A 22,341-nucleotide genomic window follows, 5' to 3' on the forward strand; every position below is an offset into this window, starting at 1 on the left:
GCGACCATGACGCTATTCGATGCTTCGCGGTTTCCCGAGGCTGGGGTGGGGCTGGAGTACCACTTGCCCAAGCGGCCGGATCCGGATCACGGCCTCGACCCGGTGCTTGAGCGGATCCTCGCCGAAGGGCTGCCGCATTTCGATTACCTGGAGTTCCAGCCGACCCACAGCATCCTGCAGCCGCGCCTGCTCGACGTCGGGGCGCAGACGCCGAGCCTGCTGCATTCCTCCAGCCTGTCGTTGGGCAGTGTGGGGATCGCGATGGACCGTGAGTTCCTGCGCATGACCCGGCGCCTGTGCGACGCGACCCGCTCGCCGTGGCTGGCCGAGCACATCTCCTGGTCGCGCTTCCATGGCGGCGACACCCAGCATTTCATCCTGCCGACCCTGGCCAAGGAGGTGGCCGACACCGTGGTGGCCAACGCCCTTGAGCTGCAGGCGCTGACCGCCACGCCGCTGGTGCTGGAGAACGCGCCGCGCCTGTTCGCGCTGGCCGACGCGGCGGAGCAGTCTGAGGGCGAGTTCATTTCGGGCGTGGTGGCGCGCAGCGGTGCGGGGTTCCTGCTGGATCTGGACAGCGCCCTGGCCACCGCCCGGGCCCAGGGCTACGACTTCAAGGATTACCTGCGTTCGCTGCCGCTGGACCGGTTGATCGAGATCCACACCGGCCATCCGAGACGGGACTGGGATCTGCTCAAGGAGCTGTTTGCGCGGTCTCCGGTCAGGGCGGTGACCCTGGAGTGGGACATCGACGACAAGGCCGGCGACGCGCAACTGGAGACACTGGTGCGCGACCTCAAGCGACTCAAGCCCAAGACGCTGTTCTGGCAGGGGCGGGAGCGGCCGGCCGAACCGCCGGCGCCGGCCCCGGAGCCCGGGGATCTGCTCAAGCTGCGCGACAGCGTGTGGTTCAGCGTCGGCGCGTCGACGTTCGTCGTGCATGACCGGCGCACCGGCCTGAGCCTGGAGTTCTGCCTGACCCTGCTGCCGCTGCTGAACCATTTCATGACCCCGCGGACGCTGGAGAGCGCCCTGATGCTGCCGGGCGTGCTGCGCAGCCCGGCGCAGGACAACAGCCTGGCGTTCCTCGGCGCCCTGGTCGGGCAGGGCATCGTGCAGCCGGTGGGGCGCCTGGCGGAGTCGGGGCGCAGGCAGGCGCACCGGCTGTGGTCGCGTTGGGAAGCGGCGCTGGAGTTCTACCTGAGCACCCGCACGGGGTTGCAGACGCCGTACGTCAGCGTCGTCGAGCTGGAGGCCGAGCTTGAGCAGAAAGCCTCGCAGCAACGCCAGCCCTCGTCCTTCAAGGACTATCACTCGCACCCGTTCATCGCCCTGGAGAACCCGCTGCTGGCGCCCGGCGAGGCCATCGCCGACGCCACGCTGCTGGATTCGCTGTGCGCCCGGCGCACGGCCCGGGCCTTCGGCGGCGCACCGCTGACGCCGACGCAATTGTCCCTGTTGCTCTATTACACCTGGGGCATGACGGCGATGGAGCCCAACGGCATGGGCGACTTCTTCCTGAAGAAGACCTCGCCTTCCGGCGGTTCGCTGCAAGTCACCGAGGTGTACGCGGTGCTGATGAACGTGCAGGGGTTCGAACGGGGGCTTTATCACTATTCGGTGCGCCGCCACGGGCTGGAGCTGATTTCGCGGGAGGATCCGCGGGCCTGGATCAGCGAAGCCTGCGGCGGGCAGCCCTGGGTGAAGGACGCGGCGGCGGTGTTCGTGTCCACCGCAAGGGTCGAGCGGCTGGCCTGGAAGTACGAGTTCAGCCGGGCGCTCAGGGTGGCGATGATGGACGCCGGGCACCTGAGCCAGACCTTCTCCCTGGTGGCCACGGCCCTGAACCTGGGCTGCTTCACCACCGCCGCGCTGCGCGACGAGATGTTCGAGAACCGCCTGGGGCTCGACTATCTGGAAGAGCCGGTGTTCCTGCTCAACGGCGTGGGTGGCTGAACAAGGCCCGGACAGCAAAAAGCCCACCGTTCGGTGGGCTTTTCGTTCATCGCGGCGCGGTCAGAACAGCTTCATCTTCGGCGCTTCTTCCTTGAGCGGCTCGTTCTGCGCGGTCTGCGCATTCCAGCCGCCGCCCAGGGCCTTGTACAGGTTGACCGCACTGGTCAACTGCGCGAGGCGGTCGGTGATCAGCGCCTGTTGCGCGCTGAACAGCTGACGCTGGGCGTCGAGGAAGGTCAGGTTGCTGTCGACGCCGATGCGGTAGCGACGCTCGGCCAGGCGGTAGTAGTCCTGGTTGGCGGCGACGAAGTCACGCTGGGCCTGCAGCTGCTCGGTGTAGGTCTGGCGGGCGGCCAGGCCGTCGGCGACTTCCTGGAAGGCTGTCTGGATGGACTTCTCGTAGTTCGCCACGCCGATGTCCTTCTGGATCTTGGCGGCGTCGAGGCTGGCGCGCAGGCTGCCGGCGTTGAAGATCGGCAGGTTGATCTGCGGCTGGAACAGCCAGGTGCCCGAGCCGCCCTTGAACAGGCCGGACAGGTCCGGGCTCAGCGTGCCCGCGTTGGCGGTCAGGCTGATGCTCGGGAAGAACGCCGCTCGGGCCGCGCCGATGTTGGCGTTGGCCGCCTTCAGGTTGTACTCGGCCTGAAGGATGTCCGGACGGCGTTGCAGCAGGTCCGACGGCAGGCCGGCCGGCACGTCGCTGAGCAGGTCATCGGACAGCGGCCGGGCCGCTTGCAGGTTGGCCGGGATGCCGGTGCCGAGCAGCAGGGTCAGGCTGTTTTCGTCCTGGGCCACCTGGCGGGTGTAGCGGGCCAGTTGCGCACGGGCGTTTTCCACCGAGGTACGCGACTGGGCCAGGTCCAGCGCCGAGGCCACGCCGACCTCGTTGCTGCGGCTGGTCAGCTTGTAGCTTTCCTCGAAGGCGGCGAGCGTCTCCTGGGTCAGCTTGAGCAGTTCCTTGTCGGCCTGCCAGGTCAGGTAAGCGTTGGCCACGCTGGCCACCAGGCTGATCTGGGTGCTGCGGCGCGCCTCTTCGGTGGCGAAGTACTGCTGCAGCGCCTGTTCGCTCAGGCTGCGCACCCGGCCGAACAGGTCGAGTTCGTAGGCGCTGATGCCGACGGTGGCCGAGTAGGAACTGTTGATGGACGCTTCGCCGGTCTGCGAGGCCCGGGCCGGGACGCGCTGGCGGCTGCCGCTGGCGTTGGCCGAGACCGCCGGGAACAGGTCGGCGCGCTGGATGCGGTACTGGGCCGCATAGGCGTCGATGTTCAGCGCCGCGACGCGCAGGTCGCGGTTGTTCTCCAGCGAGACCTGGATCAGTTGCTGCAGGGCCGGGTCATGGAAAAACTGCTTCCAGCCCTGCTCGGCGGCGGCCTGCGCCGGCGCCTGGGCCGGCGAATATGCCGGGCCCTGCGGGTACTGGCCGGCAATCGGCGCTTCGGGTTGCTGATAGTCCGGTATCAGCGAGCAACCGCTCAGCACGAAGGCGGCGACTGCGATGGAGAGTAGCGACTTGCTCATTGGCCAGCCTCTTTAGGGGTTTCTGTGGCGTCGTCCTTGCCGGCGTTTTTGCGCTGGCCCATGGACGACACGGTGACGAAGAACAGCGGTACCCAGAAGATCGCCAGGATCGTTGCGGTGAGCATACCGCCGATCACGCCGGTACCGATCGCATGTTGACTGCCGGAGCCGGCGCCGGTGGAGATCGCCAGCGGCACCACGCCGAGCACGAAGGCCAGCGACGTCATGATGATCGGCCGCAGACGCATGCGGCAGGCCTCGATGGCCGCGTCGCGCAGACTGCGCCCTTGCTCGTGCAGCTCCTTGGCGAACTCGACGATCAGAATGGCGTTTTTAGCCGCAAGACCGATGGTCGTCAACAGACCCACCTGGAAGTACACGTCGTTGGACAGGCCGCGCAGGCTGGTGGCCATCAGCGCACCGATGATCCCCAGCGGCACCACGAGCATCACGGCGATCGGGATCGACCAGCTCTCGTAGAGCGCCGCCAGGCACAGGAACACCATCAGCAGCGACAGGGCGTACAGTGCCGGCGCCTGGGAACCCGACAGGCGTTCCTCGTACGACAGGCCGGTCCAGGAAATGCCCACGCCGGCCGGCAGTTTCTTGGCGATGGCTTCGACTTCGGCCATGGCTTCACCGGTGGAGTAGCCCGGCGCCGGGGCACCGAGGACTTCGATCGCTTCCACGCCGTTGTAGCGCGCCAGCTTCGGCGAGCCGTAGATCCACTGGCCCTTGGCGAACGCGGAGAACGGAACCATGGTGCCGGCGGCGTTGCGCACGTACCACTTCTTCAGGTCTTCGGGGTTCATGCGCGAGTCGGGACGACCCTGCACGTACACCTTCTTCACCCGGCCGCGGTCGATGAAGTCGTTGACGTAGCTACTGCCCAACGCGATCGACAGGGTGTTGTTGATGTCGGCGATGGTGATGCCCAGCGCGCTGGCCTTCTCGTCGTCGATCTCCAACTGGAACTGCGGCTCGTCGTTCAGGCCGTTCGGACGCACCTGGGTCAGCACCTTGCTCTGCGCCGCCATGCCGAGGAACTGGTTGCGCGCTTCCATCAGTTTTTCGTGGCCGATGCCGGCGCGGTCCTGCAGGAACACGTCGAAACCGGTGGCGTTGCCCAGCTCCAGCACCGCCGGCGGGGCGAAGGCGAACACCATCGCATCGCGGAAGGTGAAGAAGTGCTGCTGGGCGCGGGCGGCGAGCTTGAACACGCTGTTGTCGGCGTTACGCTCGTGCCACGGCTTGAGCATGATGAACGCCATGCCCGAGCTCTGGCCACGGCCGGCGAAGTTGAAGCCGGTCACGGTGAACACCGACGCCACGGCGTCGCCTTCGCCGCCGTCCTTGCTCGGACGCAGCAGGAACTCACGCATTTCGTCCACCACCACCTGGGTGCGCTGGGCGGTCGAGCCGGCCGGGGTCTGCACCTGGGCGAACAGGACGCCCTGGTCTTCTTCCGGCAGGAACGCGGTCGGGATGCGCGAGAACAGCCAGATCATGCCGACCACGATCAGCAGGTACGCCAGCAGGTACGGCGCCTTGCGTTGCAGGATGTTGCCGACGCCGCGCTCGTAGCTGCGCACGCCGCGGTCGAAGTTGCGGTTGAACCAGCCGAAGAAGCCTTTTTTCGGCGCACCGTGCTCGCCGTGCGGAATCGCCTTGAGCATGGTGGCGCAGAGCGCCGGGGTGAAGATCAGGGCGACCATCACCGACAGGGCCATGGCCGACACGATGGTGATCGAGAACTGCTTGTAGATCACACCGGTGGAGCCGCTGAAGAACGCCATCGGCAGCAGTACCGCCGACAGCACCAGGGCGATGCCGACCAGGGCGCCCTGGATCTGGCCCATGGACTTCTTGGTCGCTTCCTTCGGTGACAGGCCTTCTTCGCTCATCACCCGCTCGACGTTCTCCACCACGACGATGGCGTCGTCCACCAGCAAGCCGATGGCCAGCACCATGCCGAACATGGTCAGGGTGTTGATGCTGAAGCCGGCGGCGGCGAGGATGCCGAACGTGCCGAGCAGCACCACCGGCACGGTCATCGTGGTGATGACGGTGGCGCGGAAGTTCTGCAGGAACAGGAACATCACCAGGAACACCAGCACGATCGCCTCGACGAGGGTTTCAACCACACCCTTGATCGATTCGGTCACCACCGGGGTGGTGTCGTACGGGAACACCACTTCCATGCCTTGCGGGAAGAACGGCTTGAGGTCGTCGATCGTCTTGCGCAGCGCCTTGGCGGTGTCCAGGGCGTTGGCGCCGTTGGCCAGCTTGACCGCAAGGCCGGAGGCCGGGCTGCCGTTGAACTGGGCGCTGATCGAGTAGTTCTCGCCGCCCAGGCCGACGTCGGCGACGTCCTTGAGGCGAACCTGGGAGCCGTCCTTGTTGACCTTGAGCAGGATTTCCTTGAACTGCTCGGCGGTCTGCAGACGGGTCTTGCCGATGATCGTGGCGTTCAGTTGCTGGCCTTGCACGGCCGGCAGGCCGCCCAACTGACCGGACGACACCTGGACGTTCTGCGCCGCGATGGCGGTCTTCACGTCGACCGGGGTCAGGTTGAAGTTGTTCAGCTTGGCCGGGTCGAGCCAGATGCGCATCGCGTACTGGGCGCCGAAGACCTGGAAGTCACCTACGCCGGCGGTCCGCGAGATCGGATCCTGCATGTTCGACACGATGTAGTTGGACAGGTCGTCCTTGGTCATGCTGCCGTCGCGCGACACCACACCGATCACCAGCAGGAAGTTCTTCACGGCCTTGGTGACGCGGATGCCCTGTTGCTGCACTTCCTGCGGCAACAGCGGGGTGGCCAGGTTCAGCTTGTTCTGGACCTGCACCTGCGCGGTGTCGGAGTTGGTGCCTTGCTCGAAGGTCGCGGTGATGGTCATGCTGCCGTCGGAGTTACTTTCCGACGACACGTAACGCAGGTTGTCGATGCCGTTGAGCTGCTGCTCGATCACCTGCACCACGGTGTCCTGCACGGTCTGCGCGGACGCGCCCGGGTAGGTCACCTGGATCGCGATGGCGGGCGGCGCGATGCTCGGGTACTGGTTGATCGGCAGCTTGAGGATCGAAAGGGCGCCGACCAGCATGATCACCAGGGCGATCACCCAGGCGAAGATCGGGCGGTCGATAAAGAATCTTGACATGGATTACTCCCCTTTGCCGCCGGCGGCCTTGTCGGCTGCCTGAGCGGGGGCCGGGTTCTTCGCGCCGACGTTGGTCGCTTCGGTCGGGTTGACCACCGCGCCCGGACGCACGAACTGCAGGCCTTCGGTGATCAGGCGGTCGCCGGCCTTCAGGCCGTCTTCGACCAGCCACTGGCTGCCGACGGTGCGGCTGGCCTTGAGCTGGCGCAGCTCGACCTTGTTGTCGGCGCCGACGACCAGTGCGGTCGGGGTGCCTTTGAGGTCGCGGGTCACGCCTTGCTGCGGCGCGAGGATCGCGGCGCTGTTCACGCCGGCCTGCAACTGGGCGTGGACGAACATGCCTGGCAGCAGGGTGTGTTCCGGGTTCGGGAACACGGCGCGCAGGGTCACCGAACCGGTGGTCTGGTCCACCGACACTTCGGAGAATTCCAGCTTACCGTCGAGCTTGTACTGGCTGCCGTCTTCCAGGGTCAGCTTGACCGCAGCGGCGTTGTCGCCGGCCTTCTGCAGGCGACCGCTTTCCAGTTCGCGGCGCAGTTCCAGCAGTTCGACGGAAGACTGCGTCACATCGACGTAGATCGGATCCAACTGCTGGATCGTCGCCATCGCGTCGGCCTGGGCGTTGCTCACCAGCGCGCCTTCGGTCACCGAAGAGCGGCCGATGCGGCCGGAGATCGGCGCGTAGACCTTGGTGTAGCGCACGTTGATCTGCGCGCTCTGCAGGGCGGCTTCCGATTGCAGGCGGTTGGCCACGGCGGTGTCGTATTCCTGGCGGCTGACGGCTTGCTCGTCGACCAGTTGCTTGTAGCGGTCGGAGATCGACTTGGTCGAACGCAGGTTGGCTTCGGCGCTTTTCAGGGTCGCCTCATAGACCGACGGATCGATCTGGTACAGCTGCTGGCCGGCCTTGACGTCGCCGCCTTCCTTGAACAGACGCTTGAGGATGATGCCGTTGACCTGCGGGCGGACCTCGGCGATGCGGAACGCACTGGTGCGCCCCGGCAGTTCCGAGGTCAGGGTGAAGGTCTGGGGTTGCAGGGTGACGACGCCGACCTGAGGAGGTGGGGCGGCGGGCGCCGCCTCTTCCTTTTTGCATCCGCTGAGCAGCGATGCCAGGGCGACGGCAGTGACCAGAGCGGTAACAGCTGGCTTGAATTGCATGAAGATCCTCGGGTCAGGCGCGCAAAAAGCGCACAAGAAAGGTGGAAGGGTAAAAAAGGGATGCCGGGTGGATAAGTAGCTTGCTAAGGAATATACTTACGTTCATGGTTGTTTGTAAACACCTTGACTGCGTACCCACCCTGTTACAAAAGTCGTCGCAAGGTTCGAAATTGTAGGCCGGGGCAGTCGATCCACGAGAGATCACCCCCTTTTTATTCAGCGGATATTCAGCCATCCCTGAAACATCCTGTTTGAGGTTTTACTGCCATGGTCCGTCGCACCAAAGAGGAAGCTCAAGAGACCCGGAGCCGGATACTCGAAGCGGCCGAGCACGCGTTCTACGAGCGTGGCGTGGCCCGCACGACGCTGGCCGACATCGCGACGCTGGCCGGTGTCACCCGCGGCGCCATCTACTGGCATTTCAGCAATAAGGCCGATCTGCTCCAGGCCATGCTCGACACGTTGCGCGAGCCGCTGGACGAACTGGCCCGGGCCAGCGAAAGCGAAGACGAAGTCGACCCGCTGGGCTGCATGCGCCAACTGCTGGTTCATTTGCTCCATCAGATCGCGCTGGATCCGAAGACCCGGCGCATCAACGAAATTCTTTTTCATAAGTGCGAGTTCACCGATGAAATGTGCGACCTGCGCCAGCAGCGTCGGGCGGCCAGCCTCGAATGCAACGTGGGCATCGGGCTGACCCTGAGCAATGCGGTCAAGCGCGGGCAGTTGCCGGCCGACCTCGACACCGTCCGGGCCGCCATCGCGATCCATGCCTACATCGACGGTCTGCTGTATCAGTGGCTGCTGGCGCCGGACAGCTTCGAGCTGCAGGCCGAAGCCGAACGCTGGGTCGATGCAGGGTTGGACATGCTGCGCTTGAGCCCCGCCCTGCGCAAATGAAACAAAATGCGTATTTGGATCAGCGTGTGTCAATCAAGGAGGCCGATGAAGATCCCTGTTCACAGGCCCCGCTGCCTAGGAGTGCTTTTATATACGCCTGCGGCAGGGGTTGATACATAGCGGGCTACGTATTTTGTAGGGATTTTGTTGCGCACCTGTGAAGGTGTGTGAGGCGCGTTGCGAACGCGCAAGAAAAAGCCCCGGCTCTGACGAGTCGGGGCTTTTGCGTTTCTGCGGTGCGGCTTACAGGGTCGGGTAGTCGAGGTAGCCGACCGCGCCCTTGCCGTAGAACAGTTCAGGACGCGGCTCGTTCAGCGGCGCGTCGGCCTTGAGGCGGGCCGGCAGGTCCGGGTTGGCGATGAACGGAACGCCGAAGGCCACCGCATCGGCCTTGCCGCTGGCCAGCCATTGGTTGGCGCTGTCCTTGGTGAAGCGCTCGTTGGCGATGTAGGCGCCGCCGAAGGCTTCCTTGAGCTGCGGGCCGAGGCTGTCGGCGCCTTCCTTCTCGCGGGAGCAGATGAACGCGATGCCGCGCTTGCCCAGTTCACGCGCCACGTAGGTGAAGGTTTCGGCGAGGTTGTCGTCGCCCATGTCGTGGGAGTCGGCGCGTGGCGCCAGGTGCACGCCGACGCGGCCGGCGCCCCAGACATCGATGGCGGCGTCGGTCACTTCCAGCAGCAGGCGGGCACGGTTTTCCAGGGAACCGCCGTACTGGTCGGTGCGCTGGTTGGTGCTGCTCTGCAGGAACTGGTCGAGCAGGTAGCCGTTGGCGCCGTGGATCTCCACGCCGTCGAAGCCGGCGGCCTTGGCGTTCTCGGCACCGGTGCGGTAGGCCTCGACGATCTCGGCGATCTCATCGGTTTCCAGGGCGCGCGGGGTGACGTAGTCGGACAGCGGACGCACCAGGCTGACGTGGCCTTTGGGCTGCAGGGCGCTCGGCGCGACCGGCGTCTCGCCGTTCAGGTACGACGGGTGGGAGATCCGGCCGACGTGCCACAGTTGCAGGACGATCTTGCCGCCGGCGGCGTGCACCGCCTTGGTCACGTTGGTCCAGCCGCGCACCTGGTCGTTGGACCAGATGCCGGGGGTGTCCGGGTAGCCGACGCCCATCGGGGTCACCGAGGTGGCTTCGCTGAGGATCAGGCCGGCGGAGGCGCGCTGTACGTAGTACTCGGCCATCAGCGCGTTGGGCACGCGGCCTTCGTCGGCGCGGCAGCGGGTCAGCGGCGCCATGATGATGCGGTTGGACAGTTCCAGGTCGCCCAGTTTGATCGGATCGAAAATCGTTGCCATGAGATACAACCCTCGTGAGGTGAAAAGTGAATCAGTTTGCAGCCGGTGCCAGTTCGGGATTGCCGTTCTGGCGGAAAGTGATCAGGGTCGCCAGCAAGGCGAGCACGGCCAGGACGGCGGCGGCCAGGGGAACGCTGGTCAGGCCGTAGCCGTGGGCGATGACGCTGCCGCCGACCCAGGCGCCCAGGGCGTTGCCGACGTTGAAGGCGCCGATGTTCAGGGTCGAGACCAGGTTCGGGGCCGCCTTGCCGAAGGTCACCACGTTGACCTGCAGTGCCGGCACGGCCGCGAAGCAGGCGGTGGCCCAGAGGAACAGGGTGATTTCGGTGGGGATCAGCGCGACGCTGGTCCAGGTCAGCACGGTGGAGACGACGGCCATGGCGATGAACACGCCGATCAGCGTGGCGGCCAGGCCCTTGTCGGCCAGCTTGCCGCCGATGATGTTGCCGACGGTCAGGCCCAGGCCGATGAGCATCAGCGTCCAGGTCACGCCGCGGGGCGAGACGCCGGTGACTTCGCCCAAAAGCGGCGCGACGTAGGTGAACAGGGTGAACACCGAGGCGGCGAACAGCGCGGTCATGCTCAGCGACAGCCAGATGCCGGCGCCCTTGAGGGCGGCGAGTTCGGCGCGCATGTCGAGCGTTTCCTCGTCGCGCTTGGCCGGCAGGAAGCGCACCAGGCCGAACAGGGCGACGACGCCGATCACGGTCACGGCCCAGAAGGTCGAGCGCCAGCCGGCTTCCTGACCGAGGGCGGTGCCCAGCGGCACGCCGAGGACGTTGGCCAGGGTCAGGCCGGTGAACATCAGGGCCACGGCCGAGGCGCGCTTGTTGGCCGGCACCAGGTTGGCCGCCACCACCGAGCCGATGCCGAAGAAGGCGCCGTGGCACAGGGCGGTGATGACCCGCGCCAGCATCAGCACGTTGTAGTCGCTGGCCACCGCACACAGCAGGTTGCCGACGATGAAGATGCCCATCAGTGCGATCAGCGCGGCCTTGCGCGGCAGGCGGGCGGTGGCCAGCGCCATGAACGGCGCACCGATGGCCACGCCCAGGGCGTAGCCGGTCACCAGCCAGCCGGCGCCGGGGATCGACACGCCCAGGTCGGCCGCCACATCGGGCAGCAGCCCCATGATGACGAACTCGGTGGTGCCGATGGCGAAGGCGCTCAAGGCGAGTATGAGAAGCGGGATGGGCATCGTTATTTCCTTTTGGGCCGGCTGACGTTAAGGGTCAGAGCTCTTTGCCGAGTGTTTCGAGGAACGCCTGGATCACGTCCTCGTTGCGTTTGAAGAAGTGCCACTGGCCGACCTTGCGGCTGCTGACCAGGCCGGCGCGCTGCAGGGTCGCCAAGTGGGCGGATACGGTCGACTGCGACAGGCCGCAGCGTTGGTCGATCTGCCCGGCGCAGACGCCGTGCTCGTTGCTGTGGGACTGGTCGGGAAATTCGACGGTCGGGTCTTTCAGCCAGTGCAGGATGTCTCTGCGTACCGGGTGCGCCAGGGCTTTTATGATTTCGTCGAGGTTGAGGTTCATGGTCGGGTGCTCGTGACGTGTAGCGTTATATCGCGATGAGGCGAACTTTAAATCGGTATTTCGCGATATACCAATATGATTTCGATCTGACGACCGCGTAAATCGGTATATCGGGTTATAACGATATTGTGGTTGTGATCCAGCAAAGGAGCAGTGCTAAGCTGCGCCCATGAACTATCTCGCACATTTGCACCTCGGAGGCCAGCGCCCCGGACAATTGCTCGGCAGCCTGTACGGCGATTTCGTCAAAGGGCCGCTGCAAGGGCAGTACGCGCCGGAGATCGAGGCCGCCATCCGGCTGCACCGGCAAATCGACGTGTTCACCGACCGGCACCCGCTGGTGGGGACGGCGCTGGACCGCTTCGCCACCACCCGGCGGCGTTATGCGGGCATCGTCCTCGACGTGTTCTTCGACCATTGCCTGGCCCGAGACTGGACGCTGTACGCAGACCGGCCGCTGGAACACTTCACCTCCGATGTCTACCGCACGCTGTCCAGCGAACGGCAATTGCCGGAGCGCCTGGCGAAGATCGCGCCGTACATGGTGGCCGACGACTGGCTGGGCTCGTACCGGGAGTTCGAGGTGCTGGAACAGGTGCTGCGGGGGATTTCCCGGCGGCTGAGCCGGCCGGAGGAACTGGCGGGGGCGATGGACGAACTGCGGCGGCTGTACGAGCCGTTGAGCGAGGATTTTGCGCGGTTCTATCCCAGGCTTCAGGACTTCGCGCAGACCCCGCCGACATCTTGATTCCCTTGTAGGAGCCAGCCTGCTGGCGATGGCGGCCTGTCAGTCGATGTTGATGTGACTGATCCGGCCCTATCGCCAGCAGGCTGGCGCCTACAGGGTTGCGTGGCCTCAGGCGGCAATCAGGTCGCCGGCACGGCTCGGTTCGACCGGCTTGGCCACCTCGCCGAACAATGCCTTCTGCACCGCCTGCTGCGCCTCGAACGCCAGCGCGGCACGCTCGCGGCCCTGGCAGGCGATCGGCTTGAGCAGGTGGATCTCCACCTCGCCGCAGTCATGGCTGAACAGGCGCATCAGGTGCGACAGCAGGTCATCGTCACCGATGAACGGTGCCAGCGGGTCGATGTGGCCATTGCGCAGGTAACGGATCGCCACCGGTTGCAGCTTCACCTCGGAGTCGATGGCCGCCGACAGCAGGCGCCCGTGGAAGGTGCGCAGCGAGCGGCCGTCGGTGGTGGTGCCTTCCGGGAACATCAGCAGCGGATGTTCCGATTGCAGGTGACGGGTCATCTGCTTGCGGATCAGCTGGCTGTCGCCCGAACCGCGGCGGATGAACAGGCTGCCGGCCTTGGCGGCCAGCCAGCCGGCCACAGGCCAGGTGCGCACTTCGGCCTTGGACAGGAACGACAGCGGCGTGAGCATGCCCAGCAGCGGAATGTCGGTCCAGGACACATGGTTGCTGACCCACAGCATCGGCTGCTTGGGCAACTCGCCCAGGACGGTCACGCGAAAGGGCAGGGCGTTGCTCAGGCGCGCCATGAAAAACCGCGACCAGCGCTGCCGGCGCACCATCGAATGGGCCAGGCCCAGCCGCTCGAACACCCCGAACACGCTGGCCATGCACAGGCCCAGCGCCACCACCAGCAGCACCCGCGCGATCCGCGCGTACACCCGCAGGCGGCCCATCACACGGCCGCCTTGAAGTGCTTGGCGTAGCGCGGGCAGAGCTCGTCGCGCTTGAGCAGGATGAACACGTCGGCCACCTGGAAGTCTTCGTCCCAGCAGGGCTCGCCGCAGATCTTCGCGCCCAGGCGCATGTAGGCCTTGAGCAGCGGCGGCATTTCGGCGATCACGTTGGACGGGATGTCCAGCGACGGCAGCGGATTCTTCGGTTCGGCGCGCAGGTGTTCGGTGCACAGGTAGCGTTCGCGCAGGCGCTGCATGATCGCGTGGGCCTGCACGCCGCCGTCCTGCATCGGGATGCTGGCGCAGCCCATCAGGTAGCTGTAGCCGCCCTGGTTCAGCACTTCGGCCAGTTCGCCCCAGAGCACGGCGATGGTGCCGCCGTTGCGGTAGGCCGGATCGACGCAGGTGCGGCCGATCTCCAGGATCGGGCCCTGCAGGCCGGCGAGGCCGTGCAGGCTGAATTCCTCTTCGCTGTAGAAGCGGCCCAGGCTGCTGGCGGCAGTGTGGTCGAGCAGGCGGGTGGTCGCCACCAGGCGACCGGTGTTCAGGTCACGCACGCCGATGTGGCTGCAGTGGACATCATAGTCATCCATGTCCAGACCCAGCTCCGCGCCCTTCAGCTTGGCGTTGAACTCGCCGCTGAACACGTTGAAGCGCAAGGCCTGGGCTTGCTGCAGAGCCTCGGCGCCGATCAGGCGTTCGGCTTGCAGGCGGCGTTCATTGCCGGTGTCGCTGATGCGGGCGATCTGAGTCATGTGAATCTCCGTACGGGCCGTTCACCCGTCAAGGGTTGCAGCCGATCGACTTTCTTTATGCCGCCGTGTTGGGCAAAGTCAGGCTATGTAGCCCCGGTGTCATCGCCATGAATGTTTGGTGATGCTTGTATGACAGCCCTCAAGGAGCCTCCTATGCCCTGGCCGACCCTGCTCGAATGCCGTGAACGAATGCCCGCCGTCCCTGACCTGAGGGAAGGTTTCGCGATGCTGCTGCATCAGTTGGGCACCGTGACCCCGTTCGAACTGGCGGTGGCCGGCGGGCGGCGGATGGCCACGCCGGGCCTGGCGTTCCTGGTGGGCTATCAGGCGGCCCTGCGCATGCTCTGGCCGAGCGCGCCGCCCAGCCTGGGCGCCCTGTGTGCGACCGAACAGCGCAGCCTGCGCCCGGCGGACATGCAGACCCGTCTCACGGACCTGCGCCTGGACGGGCGCAAGGATTTCGTCACCGCCGGCGACGCCGCCGACTGGCTGCTGGTCGCCGCGCGCAGCGAGGCGCCGGGGGAGGCGCCGAGCCTGAGCCTGGCGGTGGTCTATCCGGACGAGCCCGGTGTGCGGGTGGAAACGCTGCCGGCCCTGCCGCTGATGCCGGACATCAGCCACGGTCGCCTGCACCTGGAGAACGCGGGCTGCGAATTGCTTGCCGGGGATGGCTGGGACGCCTACGTGAAACCGTTCCGCACCCTGGAGGACATCTACGTGCTGAGCGCGATGACCGCGTGGCTGTACGGCGTCGGCCAGGACAGCGGCTGGCCGCAGGCGCTGCAACTGCGCTGGGTGGCGCTGCTGGCCGGGTGCGCGGAAGCCAGCCGGCTACCGCCGGACAGCCCGGTGGCGCATGTGGTGCTGGGCGGATTGTTCGCGCAGTTCGACGCGCTCAAGCCTGAGTTGGATCAGGCGCTTGCCCAAGGGGCGCCCGAGTGGGCGGCGATGTGGGCACGGGACCAGTCCGTCATGCAGTTGGCGGCGGGGGCACGGGCCAAGCGGCTGGCCAAGGCCTTGGCGGCGGGCTGACCGCAAGCCCTGCATTCAGCCGAACACCCTGTGGGAGTCAGCCTGCTGGTGATAGCGATCTGTCTGACACCTCAATGCCGGATGTGCTGCCGTCATCGCCAGCAGGCTGGCTCCTACCGTGTTCTGGGGTGACCGCAGACTCTGCATCAGGCCCCGTCCATCGCCAATCTGTCATCAATGCCGGCTACCCTCGTCGGGTTCATCCCCAGAGCCCCCGCCATGTTCAAAGGCCTGTCCCTGTGTCTGCTGCTGATCAGCCTTGCGGTGCGCGCCGAGGAATGGCCGGTTCCCCCGCAAGCGACCGGCCCGGCCATCGAGGCCCTGGAGGCCTACGCCTTCCCGCCCCGCGACGACGTCACCCGCCAGGGCATCCGCACCGACGCCTTGCTGGTGATCCGCGACGGCCGATTGGTCTACGAGCGCTACGCCGGTCCGACCACCGCCGACACCCCGCACCTGACCTGGTCGATCAGCAAGAGCCTGATGGCCACGGTGCTGGGGGTGGCCTACGGCGAAGGGCGGTTGCGCCTCGAAGAACCGGCGTCGAAGTATTACCCGGCGCTGGAGCGGCACCCGACCCTCACCCTGGGCGACCTGCTGCACTGGGCGTCCGGCCTGGACTGGCAGGAAGACTACGAATACGCGCCGCTCAAGTCCTCGGTGGTGGCCATGCTCTACACCCGCGGCCATCGCGACATGGCCGCGTTCGCCGCGGGCCATGAGGCTTATGCCGCACCGGGCAAGGCCTTCCGTTATTCCAGCGGCGACAGCAACCTGCTGGCGGCGGCGCTCAAGGGCATCGTCGGTCCGCAGCGCTATGCGGACTATCCCTGGACGGCCCTGTTCGAACCGCTGGGCATCCGCCGTGCCGTGTGGGAGACCGATGCCGCCGGCATCTTCGTCGCTTCGTCCTATGTCTACCTGACCGCCCGCGATCTGGCGCGGATCGGCCTGCTGATGGCCCGGGACGGGCGCTGGGGCGAACGGCAATTGCTGCCTGCAGAGTGGATCGCCTTCAACCGCACCCCGTTCGCGGGCTACAAGGCCGGCCAGGACGAGGCCGTGCCCGGCGGCCACTGGTGGCTCAACCTTGCGGTGGACGGCGCGCCGTCGCCCTGGCCCGACGCGCCGCCCGACACGTTCGCCGCCCTCGGCCATTGGGGGCAGGCCTTGTATGTGATCCCGAGCGCGAACCTGGTGATCGTGCGCTACGGCGACGACCGTGACGGCCGCTACCGGCACAACGAACTGCTCAAGCGGGCCCTCGCGGCATTCGCCGGGACGGTGCGGCCATGAAATTGCTGGGGCGTGTGTTGCTGCTGGCGTTCGTCGCGCTGCTGGGCTGGGGCTGGCTGGAGCGCCAAGCGCTGTGGGCGTTCCCGGACATCATCAGCGCGTACACCGCCAAGGAATACTGCTCGTGCCGGTACGTGATGAACAACGACGCCGCGTACTGTCGCGGGTATGTGAAACAGTGGCTGGCCACCAGCGCCTTTGCCGACGAGCCGTCGAGCAAGACCGTCACGGTCAGCGGCCTGGGCCGCAGCAGCAGCGCCCGATGGATCGGCGAGCGCCAGGGCTGTCGCCTGGCGCCCTGATGCTGTGACTTGCGGCGGGGGCTTTGCCGGAACGGCCCGGGCCGGTTAAGGTTCGTGCAGGTTTTTCTGCCCCACGGGTCTTCAATGCTCAACCGTTCTCTCTGCACCGCCGCCGGCCTGCTGCTGGCCGCGGCCGCCCTGCCGGCCCAGGCCAACTGGTACCTGGACGGCGAATCCTCGCGGCTGTCGTTCGTCAGCACGAAAAACGCCAACGTCTCCGAAGTGCAGCGCTTTTTGGTACTGCACGGCAAGGTCGACCCGGACGGCCGGGCCGAGGTCGAGGTCGAGCTGGAGTCGATCAACAGCGGCATCCCGCTGCGGGACGAGCGCATGCGCAAGGAGCTGTTCCAGATCGATCAGTTCCCCGACGCCACCATCTCCACCCAGATCGACCTGCGTCCGATCAACGACCTGGCGCCCGGCGCGCAACTGGAACTGCGCCTGCCGCTGACCGTCAGCCTGCACGGCAAACAGCGCGAATACCCCGCCGAACTGCTCGCCACCCGTCTCGACGACCGGCGCTTTCAGGTAGTGACCCTGGAGCCGCTGGTGATCAACGCCGCGGACTTCGACCTGGCGCCGGGTCTGGAAACCCTGCGCAGCCTGGCCGGCCTGTCGGCCATCAGCCTGTCGGTGCCGGTGGGTGCGGTGCTGATTTTCGCGGCGCGCTGACATGCGCGGCGCGGTGTTCCCCTGGCGCGACGGCAACCGCTTCGAACTGTTGATCGACGGGCCGCAGTTCTTCCCGCGCATGCTCGACGCCATCGCCGGCGCCCGCGAGCAGATCGAGCTGGAACTGTACCTGGTGGAGGCCGGCGCCTGCGCCGAAACCGTGGTGCAGGCGCTGGTGCTGGCGGCGGAGCGGGGCGTGCGGGTGCGTTGCCTGTTCGACGATTACGGCAGCCTGGCCTTCACCCTCAACCTGCGTCAACGGCTGACCGGCGCCGGGGTCGAACTGCGTTTCTACAACCGCCTGAACTGGCGGCGCTGGGTCGGCAATTTCTATCGCGACCACCGCAAGCTGCTGCTGGTGGATCAATGCCTGGCGGTGGTCGGCGGCACCGGGGTCACCGACGAGTTCTGGACGCCGGGCCACGACACCAGCGAATGGCACGAGGTGATGGTGCAGATCACAGGCCCTCTGGTGCTCGACTGGCAACTGCTGTTCGACCGCCAGTGGATCGCCAACCGCCATCGCCGCGCGTGGCGGCCCACGGCGCATTTCGGCCTGCCGCGCCTGCCCCGGGTGCCGGACGCGGGGGAGGGCATGGGCCGGGTGGCCTATGCCGACGCCCGTCAGCACCGGGACATCCTGCAGTCGCTGTTCCGCGCGCTGAACAGCGGCCAGCGCCGCATCTGGCTGGCCACGCCGTATTTCCTGCCGACCTGGAAGATCCGCCGCTCCCTGCGCAAGGCCGCCGCCCGGGGCCTCGACGTGCGCCTGCTGCTGACCGGGCCGCGCACCGATCACCCTTCCGTGCGCTATGCCGGGCACCGCTACTACCCGCGCCTGCTCAAGGCCGGGGTGAAGATCTTCGAGTACCAGCCGTGTTTCCTGCACCTGAAGATGGTGCTGGTGGACGACTGGGTGAGCATTGGTTCGTGCAACTTCGACCACTGGAATTTGCGCTTCAATCTTGAGGCGAACCTGGAGGCGCTGGATCCGCCGTTGACGGCGGCGGTGGTGGCGAGTTTCGAGAAGGACTTCGGCCTGAGTCAGCAGGTGAGCCTGGAGGAATGGCGGCGGCGGCCGTTGTGGCGGCGCATCAAGCAGCGGCTGTGGGGGTGGGTGGACCGGTTGGTGGTCAATCTGCTGGATCGGCGCGGATAGTCGCTACACAGAAAACTTTGTGGGAGCTGCGGCGCGACGACTCGACTTGCCGCCGCTCCCACAGGTATTGCGTTGCTTTGCCTTACAGCAGTTCGAAGCTCTGCTGCGTCACGTCCTGGGAGTCCAGGCCGATCTGCACGTTGAACTTGCCGGGCTCGGCGGCGTACTTGAGCTGGGCGTTGTAGAACTTCAGGTCGTCTTCGGTGATGGTGAAGTGCACGACCTTCTGTTCGCCGGCCTTGAGCAGGATCTTCTGGAAGTTCTTCAGCTCCTTCACCGGACGGATCATCGAGCCGGTGACGTCCTGGATGTACAGCTGCACCACGGTTTCGCCGTCACGCTGGCCGGTGTTCTTCACCACGACGCTGGCGTCGAGCTTGCCGGTGGCGTTCAGAGTGGTGGAGGACAGCGCCATGTCGCTCAGGCTGAAGTCGGTGTAGCTCAGGCCGTAGCCGAACGGGAACAGGGGGCCGGTGGTGTCATCGAAGTACTGCGAGGTGTAGTTGCCCGGCTTGCCCGGCGTGAACGGCCGGCCGATGCTCAGGTGGTTGTAGTAGGTCGGGATCTGGCCCACGGAGCGCGGGAAGGTCACCGGCAGCTTGCCCGACGGGTTGTAGTCGCCGAACAGCACGTCGGCGATGGCGTTGCCGCCCTCGGTGCCGCTGAACCAGGTCTCCAGGATCGCATCGGCCTGTTCCTTCTCTTCCAGGATCGTCAGCGGACGGCCGTTCATCAGCACCAGCACCAGCGGCTTGCCGGTGGCCTTGAGGGCGCGGATCAGTTCGCGCTGGTTTTCCGGGATGTTCAGGTCGGTGCGGCTGGAGGACTCGTGGGACATGCCGCGGGACTCGCCCACGGCGGCCACGACCACGTCGGCGTCCTTGGCGGCCTTGACCGCTTCATCGATCAGCACGTTGGCCGGACGCGGGTCATCGACCACTTCCGGCGCATCGAAGTTGAGGAAGTTGAGGTAGTCGAGCACCTTCTTGTCGCTGGTGATGTTGGCGCCGCGGGCGTAGGTCAGGTTCGACTTGTCGCCGATGACCGCGCTCATGCCGTCGAACAGGGTGACCGACTGGGCCGGACGGCCGGCGGCGGCCCAACTGCCCATCATGTCGATCGGCGCCTTGGCCAGCGGACCGACCAGGGCGACCTTGGCGGACTTCTTCAACGGCAGGGTCTGGTTGCGGTTGGTCAGCAGCACCAGGCTGCGGCGGGCCACGTCGCGGGCCTCGCTGCGGTGCAGGCGGCTGTCGGCGTAGGTGTCGGCCGGATCGTCCTCGGCCTTGCCGATGCGCAGGTACGGATCCTTGAACAGGCCCATGTCGTACTTGGCCGCGAGCACTTCGCGCACGGCGTTGTCGATGTCCTTCTGCTCGATCTCGCCGGACTTGAGCAGCCCCGGCAGCTCCTTGCCGTAGAGGGTGTCGTTCATGCTCATGTCGATGCCGGCCTTGATCGCCAGCTTCGCCGCCTCGCGGCCGTCACGGGCCACGCCGTGCTTGATCAGCTCGAAGATCGCGCCGTGGTCGCTGACCGCCAGGCCCTTGAAGCCCCAGTCCTTGCGCAGCAGGTCGTTCATCAGCCAGGTGTTGGCGGTGGCCGGGATGCCGTTGACCGAGTTCAGCGCCACCATCACGCCGCCGGCGCCGGCGTCGATGGCCGCGCGGTACGGCGGCAGGTAGTCCTGGTACATCTTCACCGGGCTCATGTCCACGGTGTTGTAGTCGCGGCCGCCCTCGACCGCGCCGTACAGGGCGAAGTGCTTGACGCTGGCCATGATGCTGTCCGCCGCGCTCGGCGAGTCGCCCTGGTAGGCCTTGACCATCACCTTGGCGATGCGCGAGGTCAGGTAGGTGTCTTCGCCGAAGCCTTCGGAGCTGCGGCCCCAGCGCGGGTCGCGGGAGATGTCGACCATCGGCGCGAAGGTGATGTCGAGGCTGTCGGCCGCCGCCTCGTTGGCGGCCACGCGGCCGGAGCGGCCGATGGCGTCCATGTCCCAGCTGGAGGCCAGGGCCAGGGGAATCGGGAAAATCGTACGGTGGCCGTGGATCACGTCGTACGCGAAAAACATCGGGATCTTCAGTCGGCTGCGCATCGCGGCGTCCTGCATCGGACGGTTTTCCGGACGGGTGATCGAGTTGAAGGTGCCGCCGATGTTGCCGGCGGCGATCTCCTTGCGGATCAGCTCACGGGGCATTTCCGGACCGATGCTGATCAGGCGCAGCTGGCCGATCTTTTCGTCGAGGGTCATTTGCTTCATCAGGTTGCTGATGAACGCGTCCTTGTTTTCCAGAGGGATCTGGGTCGTGGCGGCCAATGCCTGATGACTGGCCAGGCTGACGAACAGGCCCAGCAAACACAGCTTCTTCATGAATGGTTTTCTCAAGGGCCTAAACGGCAATGCGATGCCGGCCAGCCAAAATTTAGGGAGCGACTATTGTTGTTCGGGTGCTGATTGAAAAAACGACAGCCGAAAAAACGTCGCCGGTGTTCGGCGACGCGATCGCGCAGGGCCTCTTTGTAGCCCATCGGCCTGCGGCAATCCAGTGGTGCGGGCGATTATGCCCCAAGAGCCCGCCGAGAATGTTTCGCGATCGCCTTTTAATGGAATGCGCCAGGGAGCACCCGTGCGATGAATGTCAGTCCCGCCCACCGTTCGCGTTTGCAGGTCGCCACCTTGCTGGTGCTGGCCACGCTGTTGACCGCCTGCGGCATCAACAACATCCCGACCCTCGACGAACAGGCCAAGGCCGCCTGGGGCCAGGTGCAGAACCAGTACCAGCGGCGCGCCGACCTGATCCCCAACCTGGTGGAGACAGTGAAGGGCTACGCCAAGCATGAGGAAGCGACCCTGACCGCCGTGGTCGAGGCGCGGGCCAAGGCTACTTCGATCCAGGTCGACGCCAACACCCTTGACGATCCGCAGAAGCTCAAGCAGTTCCAGCAGGCCCAGGATCAGCTCAGCGGGGCCTTGAGCCGGCTGATGGTGGTGTCCGAACGCTACCCGGACCTTAAGGCCAACCAGAATTTCCTCGCCTTGCAGTCCCAGCTCGAAGGCACGGAGAACCGCATCAGCGTGGCCCGGCGCGACTTCATCCTGGCGGTGCAGAAGTACAACACCGAGATCCGCACCTTCCCCGGCCTGCTCTGGCACAAGGTGATGTACAGCGACCTGCCGGTGCGCGAGACCTTCGAGGCCACCAGCCCCGGCGCGGACAAGGCGCCGGAAGTGAAGTTCTGATCCGGGGCCGGCCATGCGCATGCTGAAGACGGGTCTGGCGCTGACGCTGTGGCTGTTGGCCGGCAGCGCGTTGGCCGAACTTTCGTTCCCGGCCCTGACCGGGCGGGTGGTGGATCAGGCGCAGATGATCGAGCCGTCGGTGCGCGCCCAGTTGAGCCAGCAGCTGCAGGCCCACGAGCAGGCCACCGGCGAGCAGGTGGTCGTGGTCACGCTGCCGGACCTGCAGGGCGACACCATCGAAGACTTCGGCGTCCAGCTCGGCCGGCACTGGGGCATCGGCCAGAAAGACAAGAACAACGGCGCGCTGCTGATCGTCGCCCGCGCCGAGCGCAAGTTGCGCATCGAGGTCGGCTACGGGCTGGAGGATCGGCTGACCGACGCCCAGGGTTCGGTGATCATCCATCAGGTCATCACGCCGGCCTTCAAGGCCGGCAACTTCAGTAAGGGCATCAGCGACGGCGTGGCGGCGATGCTGGTGGTGCTGGGCGGCAATCCGCTGGACGAACCGTCGACGGTGTACGAACCGGCCGGGGATCCGGCGGACGATTTCGTCTCCCGCCATCCGACCCTGTTCGTGTTTCTCGTCATGTTGTTCATCCTGACTGTCTTTGTCTGCCAGATGCTCGGTATCCTTCCCGCCGGCCGGGGCGGTTCCGGGGGATCGGGCGGCGGTTTCGGCGGTGGCGGCTTCGGTGGCGGCGGG

Annotated in this window: 19 protein-coding genes; 10 read left to right on the forward strand and 9 right to left on the reverse strand. The window is 66.1% G+C overall.

All coding sequences use genetic code 11. The features are described from left to right. Positions 1 to 6: 6 nt before the first annotated feature. On the forward strand, positions 7 to 1,956 hold the full coding sequence (locus CAG31_RS13240; RefSeq protein WP_085581713.1) for a DUF692 family multinuclear iron-containing protein: 1,950 nt from the start codon (positions 7 to 9) through the stop codon (positions 1,954 to 1,956). A 60-nt stretch (positions 1,957 to 2,016) separates the two neighbouring features. On the opposite strand, the gene emhC is transcribed toward CAG31_RS13240, so the two are convergent. The 3 genes from emhC to emhA are packed head-to-tail and all read right to left on the reverse strand — an operon-like array spanning position 2,017 to position 7,799. Next, on the reverse strand, positions 2,017 to 3,477 hold the full coding sequence (emhC, locus tag CAG31_RS13245; protein ID WP_085581715.1) for an efflux RND transporter outer membrane subunit EmhC: 1,461 nt from the start codon (positions 3,475 to 3,477) through the stop codon (positions 2,017 to 2,019). Beyond that, positions 3,474 to 6,638: an efflux RND transporter permease subunit EmhB gene (gene emhB, locus CAG31_RS13250; RefSeq protein WP_085581717.1), complete on the reverse strand. Its 3,165-nt coding sequence runs from the start codon at positions 6,636 to 6,638 to the stop codon at positions 3,474 to 3,476. The genes emhC and emhB overlap by 4 nt, the downstream gene beginning before the upstream one ends. 3 nt (positions 6,639 to 6,641) lie before the next feature. Further along, a complete protein-coding gene (emhA, locus tag CAG31_RS13255) occupies positions 6,642 to 7,799 on the reverse strand; it encodes an efflux RND transporter periplasmic adaptor subunit EmhA (RefSeq protein WP_085581719.1) in 1,158 nt (385 codons plus the stop codon). Between the two features lie 267 nt (positions 7,800 to 8,066). Here emhA and CAG31_RS13260 point away from each other — a divergent pair, with 267 nt between their 5' ends. After that, the gene (locus CAG31_RS13260) at positions 8,067 to 8,699 is read left to right on the forward strand and encodes a TetR family transcriptional regulator (RefSeq protein ID WP_085581721.1); all 633 of its coding nucleotides are present in this window, start codon (positions 8,067 to 8,069) and stop codon (positions 8,697 to 8,699) included. A gap of 243 nt (positions 8,700 to 8,942) precedes the next feature. On the opposite strand, the gene CAG31_RS13265 is transcribed toward CAG31_RS13260, so the two are convergent. The 3 genes from CAG31_RS13265 to CAG31_RS13275 are packed head-to-tail and all read right to left on the reverse strand — an operon-like array spanning position 8,943 to position 11,527. Further along, a complete protein-coding gene (locus tag CAG31_RS13265) occupies positions 8,943 to 9,992 on the reverse strand; it encodes an alkene reductase (protein WP_085581723.1) in 1,050 nt (349 codons plus the stop codon). A gap of 31 nt (positions 9,993 to 10,023) precedes the next feature. Next, positions 10,024 to 11,190 (reverse strand): MFS transporter, encoded by a 1,167-nt coding sequence (locus CAG31_RS13270; protein WP_085581725.1) that lies wholly within the window; start codon positions 11,188 to 11,190, stop codon positions 10,024 to 10,026. A 34-nt stretch (positions 11,191 to 11,224) separates the two neighbouring features. Continuing rightward, on the reverse strand, positions 11,225 to 11,527 hold the full coding sequence (locus tag CAG31_RS13275) for a helix-turn-helix transcriptional regulator (protein WP_085581727.1): 303 nt from the start codon (positions 11,525 to 11,527) through the stop codon (positions 11,225 to 11,227). A gap of 169 nt (positions 11,528 to 11,696) precedes the next feature. On the opposite strand from CAG31_RS13275, the gene CAG31_RS13280 reads away from it, so the two are divergent. Beyond that, complete coding sequence (locus CAG31_RS13280; protein WP_085581729.1) at positions 11,697 to 12,275, forward strand: ACP phosphodiesterase; 579 nt, start codon at positions 11,697 to 11,699, stop codon at positions 12,273 to 12,275. A 108-nt stretch (positions 12,276 to 12,383) separates the two neighbouring features. Here CAG31_RS13280 and CAG31_RS13285 read toward each other — a convergent pair whose 3' ends face one another. Together CAG31_RS13285 and olsB are read right to left on the reverse strand one after the other, a co-directional pair. Beyond that, positions 12,384 to 13,178 (reverse strand): 1-acyl-sn-glycerol-3-phosphate acyltransferase, encoded by a 795-nt coding sequence (locus CAG31_RS13285; RefSeq protein ID WP_085581731.1) that lies wholly within the window; start codon positions 13,176 to 13,178, stop codon positions 12,384 to 12,386. Continuing rightward, a complete protein-coding gene (gene olsB / locus CAG31_RS13290; protein WP_085581733.1) occupies positions 13,178 to 13,933 on the reverse strand; it encodes an L-ornithine N(alpha)-acyltransferase in 756 nt (251 codons plus the stop codon). The genes CAG31_RS13285 and olsB overlap by 1 nt, the downstream gene beginning before the upstream one ends. Before the next feature lie 153 nt (positions 13,934 to 14,086). Between olsB and CAG31_RS13295 the strand changes: the two genes are divergently transcribed. The 5 genes from CAG31_RS13295 to CAG31_RS13315 all read left to right on the forward strand — a co-directional run bounded on the left by CAG31_RS13295 (position 14,087) and on the right by CAG31_RS13315 (position 18,394). Next, positions 14,087 to 14,965 (forward strand): acyl-CoA dehydrogenase family protein, encoded by an 879-nt coding sequence (locus CAG31_RS13295; protein ID WP_085581735.1) that lies wholly within the window; start codon positions 14,087 to 14,089, stop codon positions 14,963 to 14,965. 219 nt (positions 14,966 to 15,184) lie between these two features. Then, positions 15,185 to 16,261 (forward strand): serine hydrolase, encoded by a 1,077-nt coding sequence (locus CAG31_RS13300; RefSeq protein ID WP_085581737.1) that lies wholly within the window; start codon positions 15,185 to 15,187, stop codon positions 16,259 to 16,261. Then, positions 16,258 to 16,563, forward strand: coding sequence for an amidase (locus CAG31_RS13305; RefSeq protein WP_085581739.1), 306 nt, complete (start codon positions 16,258 to 16,260; stop codon positions 16,561 to 16,563). Before CAG31_RS13300 ends, CAG31_RS13305 begins: the two co-directional genes overlap by 4 nt. Positions 16,564 to 16,647: 84 nt before the next feature. Next, positions 16,648 to 17,235: a YceI family protein gene (locus CAG31_RS13310; protein ID WP_085581741.1), complete on the forward strand. Its 588-nt coding sequence runs from the start codon at positions 16,648 to 16,650 to the stop codon at positions 17,233 to 17,235. Between the two features lies 1 nt (position 17,236). Further along, positions 17,237 to 18,394 (forward strand): phosphatidylserine/phosphatidylglycerophosphate/cardiolipin synthase family protein, encoded by a 1,158-nt coding sequence (locus CAG31_RS13315; RefSeq protein WP_085581743.1) that lies wholly within the window; start codon positions 17,237 to 17,239, stop codon positions 18,392 to 18,394. An 82-nt stretch (positions 18,395 to 18,476) separates the two neighbouring features. Here CAG31_RS13315 and bglX read toward each other — a convergent pair whose 3' ends face one another. Beyond that, on the reverse strand, positions 18,477 to 20,768 hold the full coding sequence (bglX, locus tag CAG31_RS13320) for a beta-glucosidase BglX (RefSeq protein WP_085581745.1): 2,292 nt from the start codon (positions 20,766 to 20,768) through the stop codon (positions 18,477 to 18,479). Between the two features lie 261 nt (positions 20,769 to 21,029). Between bglX and CAG31_RS13325 the strand changes: the two genes are divergently transcribed. Both CAG31_RS13325 and CAG31_RS13330 read left to right on the forward strand, forming a co-directional pair. After that, entirely contained in the window at positions 21,030 to 21,638 is a 609-nt protein-coding gene (locus CAG31_RS13325) for a LemA family protein (protein ID WP_085581747.1), read from the forward strand. 13 nt (positions 21,639 to 21,651) lie between these two features. Next, positions 21,652 to 22,341, forward strand: a 690-nt coding sequence (locus CAG31_RS13330; protein WP_085581749.1) for a YgcG family protein, incomplete at its 3' end; no start/stop codon positions are given.

It is taken from the genome of Pseudomonas sp. R25(2017), from assembly GCF_002112565.1.
Taxonomy (GTDB): domain Bacteria; phylum Pseudomonadota; class Gammaproteobacteria; order Pseudomonadales; family Pseudomonadaceae; genus Aquipseudomonas; species Aquipseudomonas ekonensis.

Bases quoted from the DNA above. Each gene is read 5' to 3' on its own strand.
- CAG31_RS13240 (WP_085581713.1), top strand. From the start codon at position 7: ATGACGCTATTCGATGCTTCGCGGTTTCCCGAGGCTGGGGTGGGGCTG.
- emhC (WP_085581715.1), bottom strand. From the start codon at position 3,477: ATGAGCAAGTCGCTACTCTCCATCGCAGTCGCCGCCTTCGTGCTGAGC.
- emhB (WP_085581717.1), bottom strand. From the start codon at position 6,638: ATGTCAAGATTCTTTATCGACCGCCCGATCTTCGCCTGGGTGATCGCC.
- emhA (WP_085581719.1), bottom strand. From the start codon at position 7,799: ATGCAATTCAAGCCAGCTGTTACCGCTCTGGTCACTGCCGTCGCCCTG.
- CAG31_RS13260 (WP_085581721.1), top strand. From the start codon at position 8,067: ATGGTCCGTCGCACCAAAGAGGAAGCTCAAGAGACCCGGAGCCGGATA.
- CAG31_RS13265 (WP_085581723.1), bottom strand. From the start codon at position 9,992: ATGGCAACGATTTTCGATCCGATCAAACTGGGCGACCTGGAACTGTCC.
- CAG31_RS13270 (WP_085581725.1), bottom strand. From the start codon at position 11,190: ATGCCCATCCCGCTTCTCATACTCGCCTTGAGCGCCTTCGCCATCGGC.
- CAG31_RS13275 (WP_085581727.1), bottom strand. From the start codon at position 11,527: ATGAACCTCAACCTCGACGAAATCATAAAAGCCCTGGCGCACCCGGTA.
- CAG31_RS13280 (WP_085581729.1), top strand. From the start codon at position 11,697: ATGAACTATCTCGCACATTTGCACCTCGGAGGCCAGCGCCCCGGACAA.
- CAG31_RS13285 (WP_085581731.1), bottom strand. From the start codon at position 13,178: ATGGGCCGCCTGCGGGTGTACGCGCGGATCGCGCGGGTGCTGCTGGTG.
- olsB (WP_085581733.1), bottom strand. From the start codon at position 13,933: ATGACTCAGATCGCCCGCATCAGCGACACCGGCAATGAACGCCGCCTG.
- CAG31_RS13295 (WP_085581735.1), top strand. From the start codon at position 14,087: ATGCCCTGGCCGACCCTGCTCGAATGCCGTGAACGAATGCCCGCCGTC.
- CAG31_RS13300 (WP_085581737.1), top strand. From the start codon at position 15,185: ATGTTCAAAGGCCTGTCCCTGTGTCTGCTGCTGATCAGCCTTGCGGTG.
- CAG31_RS13305 (WP_085581739.1), top strand. From the start codon at position 16,258: ATGAAATTGCTGGGGCGTGTGTTGCTGCTGGCGTTCGTCGCGCTGCTG.
- CAG31_RS13310 (WP_085581741.1), top strand. From the start codon at position 16,648: ATGCTCAACCGTTCTCTCTGCACCGCCGCCGGCCTGCTGCTGGCCGCG.
- CAG31_RS13315 (WP_085581743.1), top strand. From the start codon at position 17,237: ATGCGCGGCGCGGTGTTCCCCTGGCGCGACGGCAACCGCTTCGAACTG.
- bglX (WP_085581745.1), bottom strand. From the start codon at position 20,768: ATGAAGAAGCTGTGTTTGCTGGGCCTGTTCGTCAGCCTGGCCAGTCAT.
- CAG31_RS13325 (WP_085581747.1), top strand. From the start codon at position 21,030: ATGAATGTCAGTCCCGCCCACCGTTCGCGTTTGCAGGTCGCCACCTTG.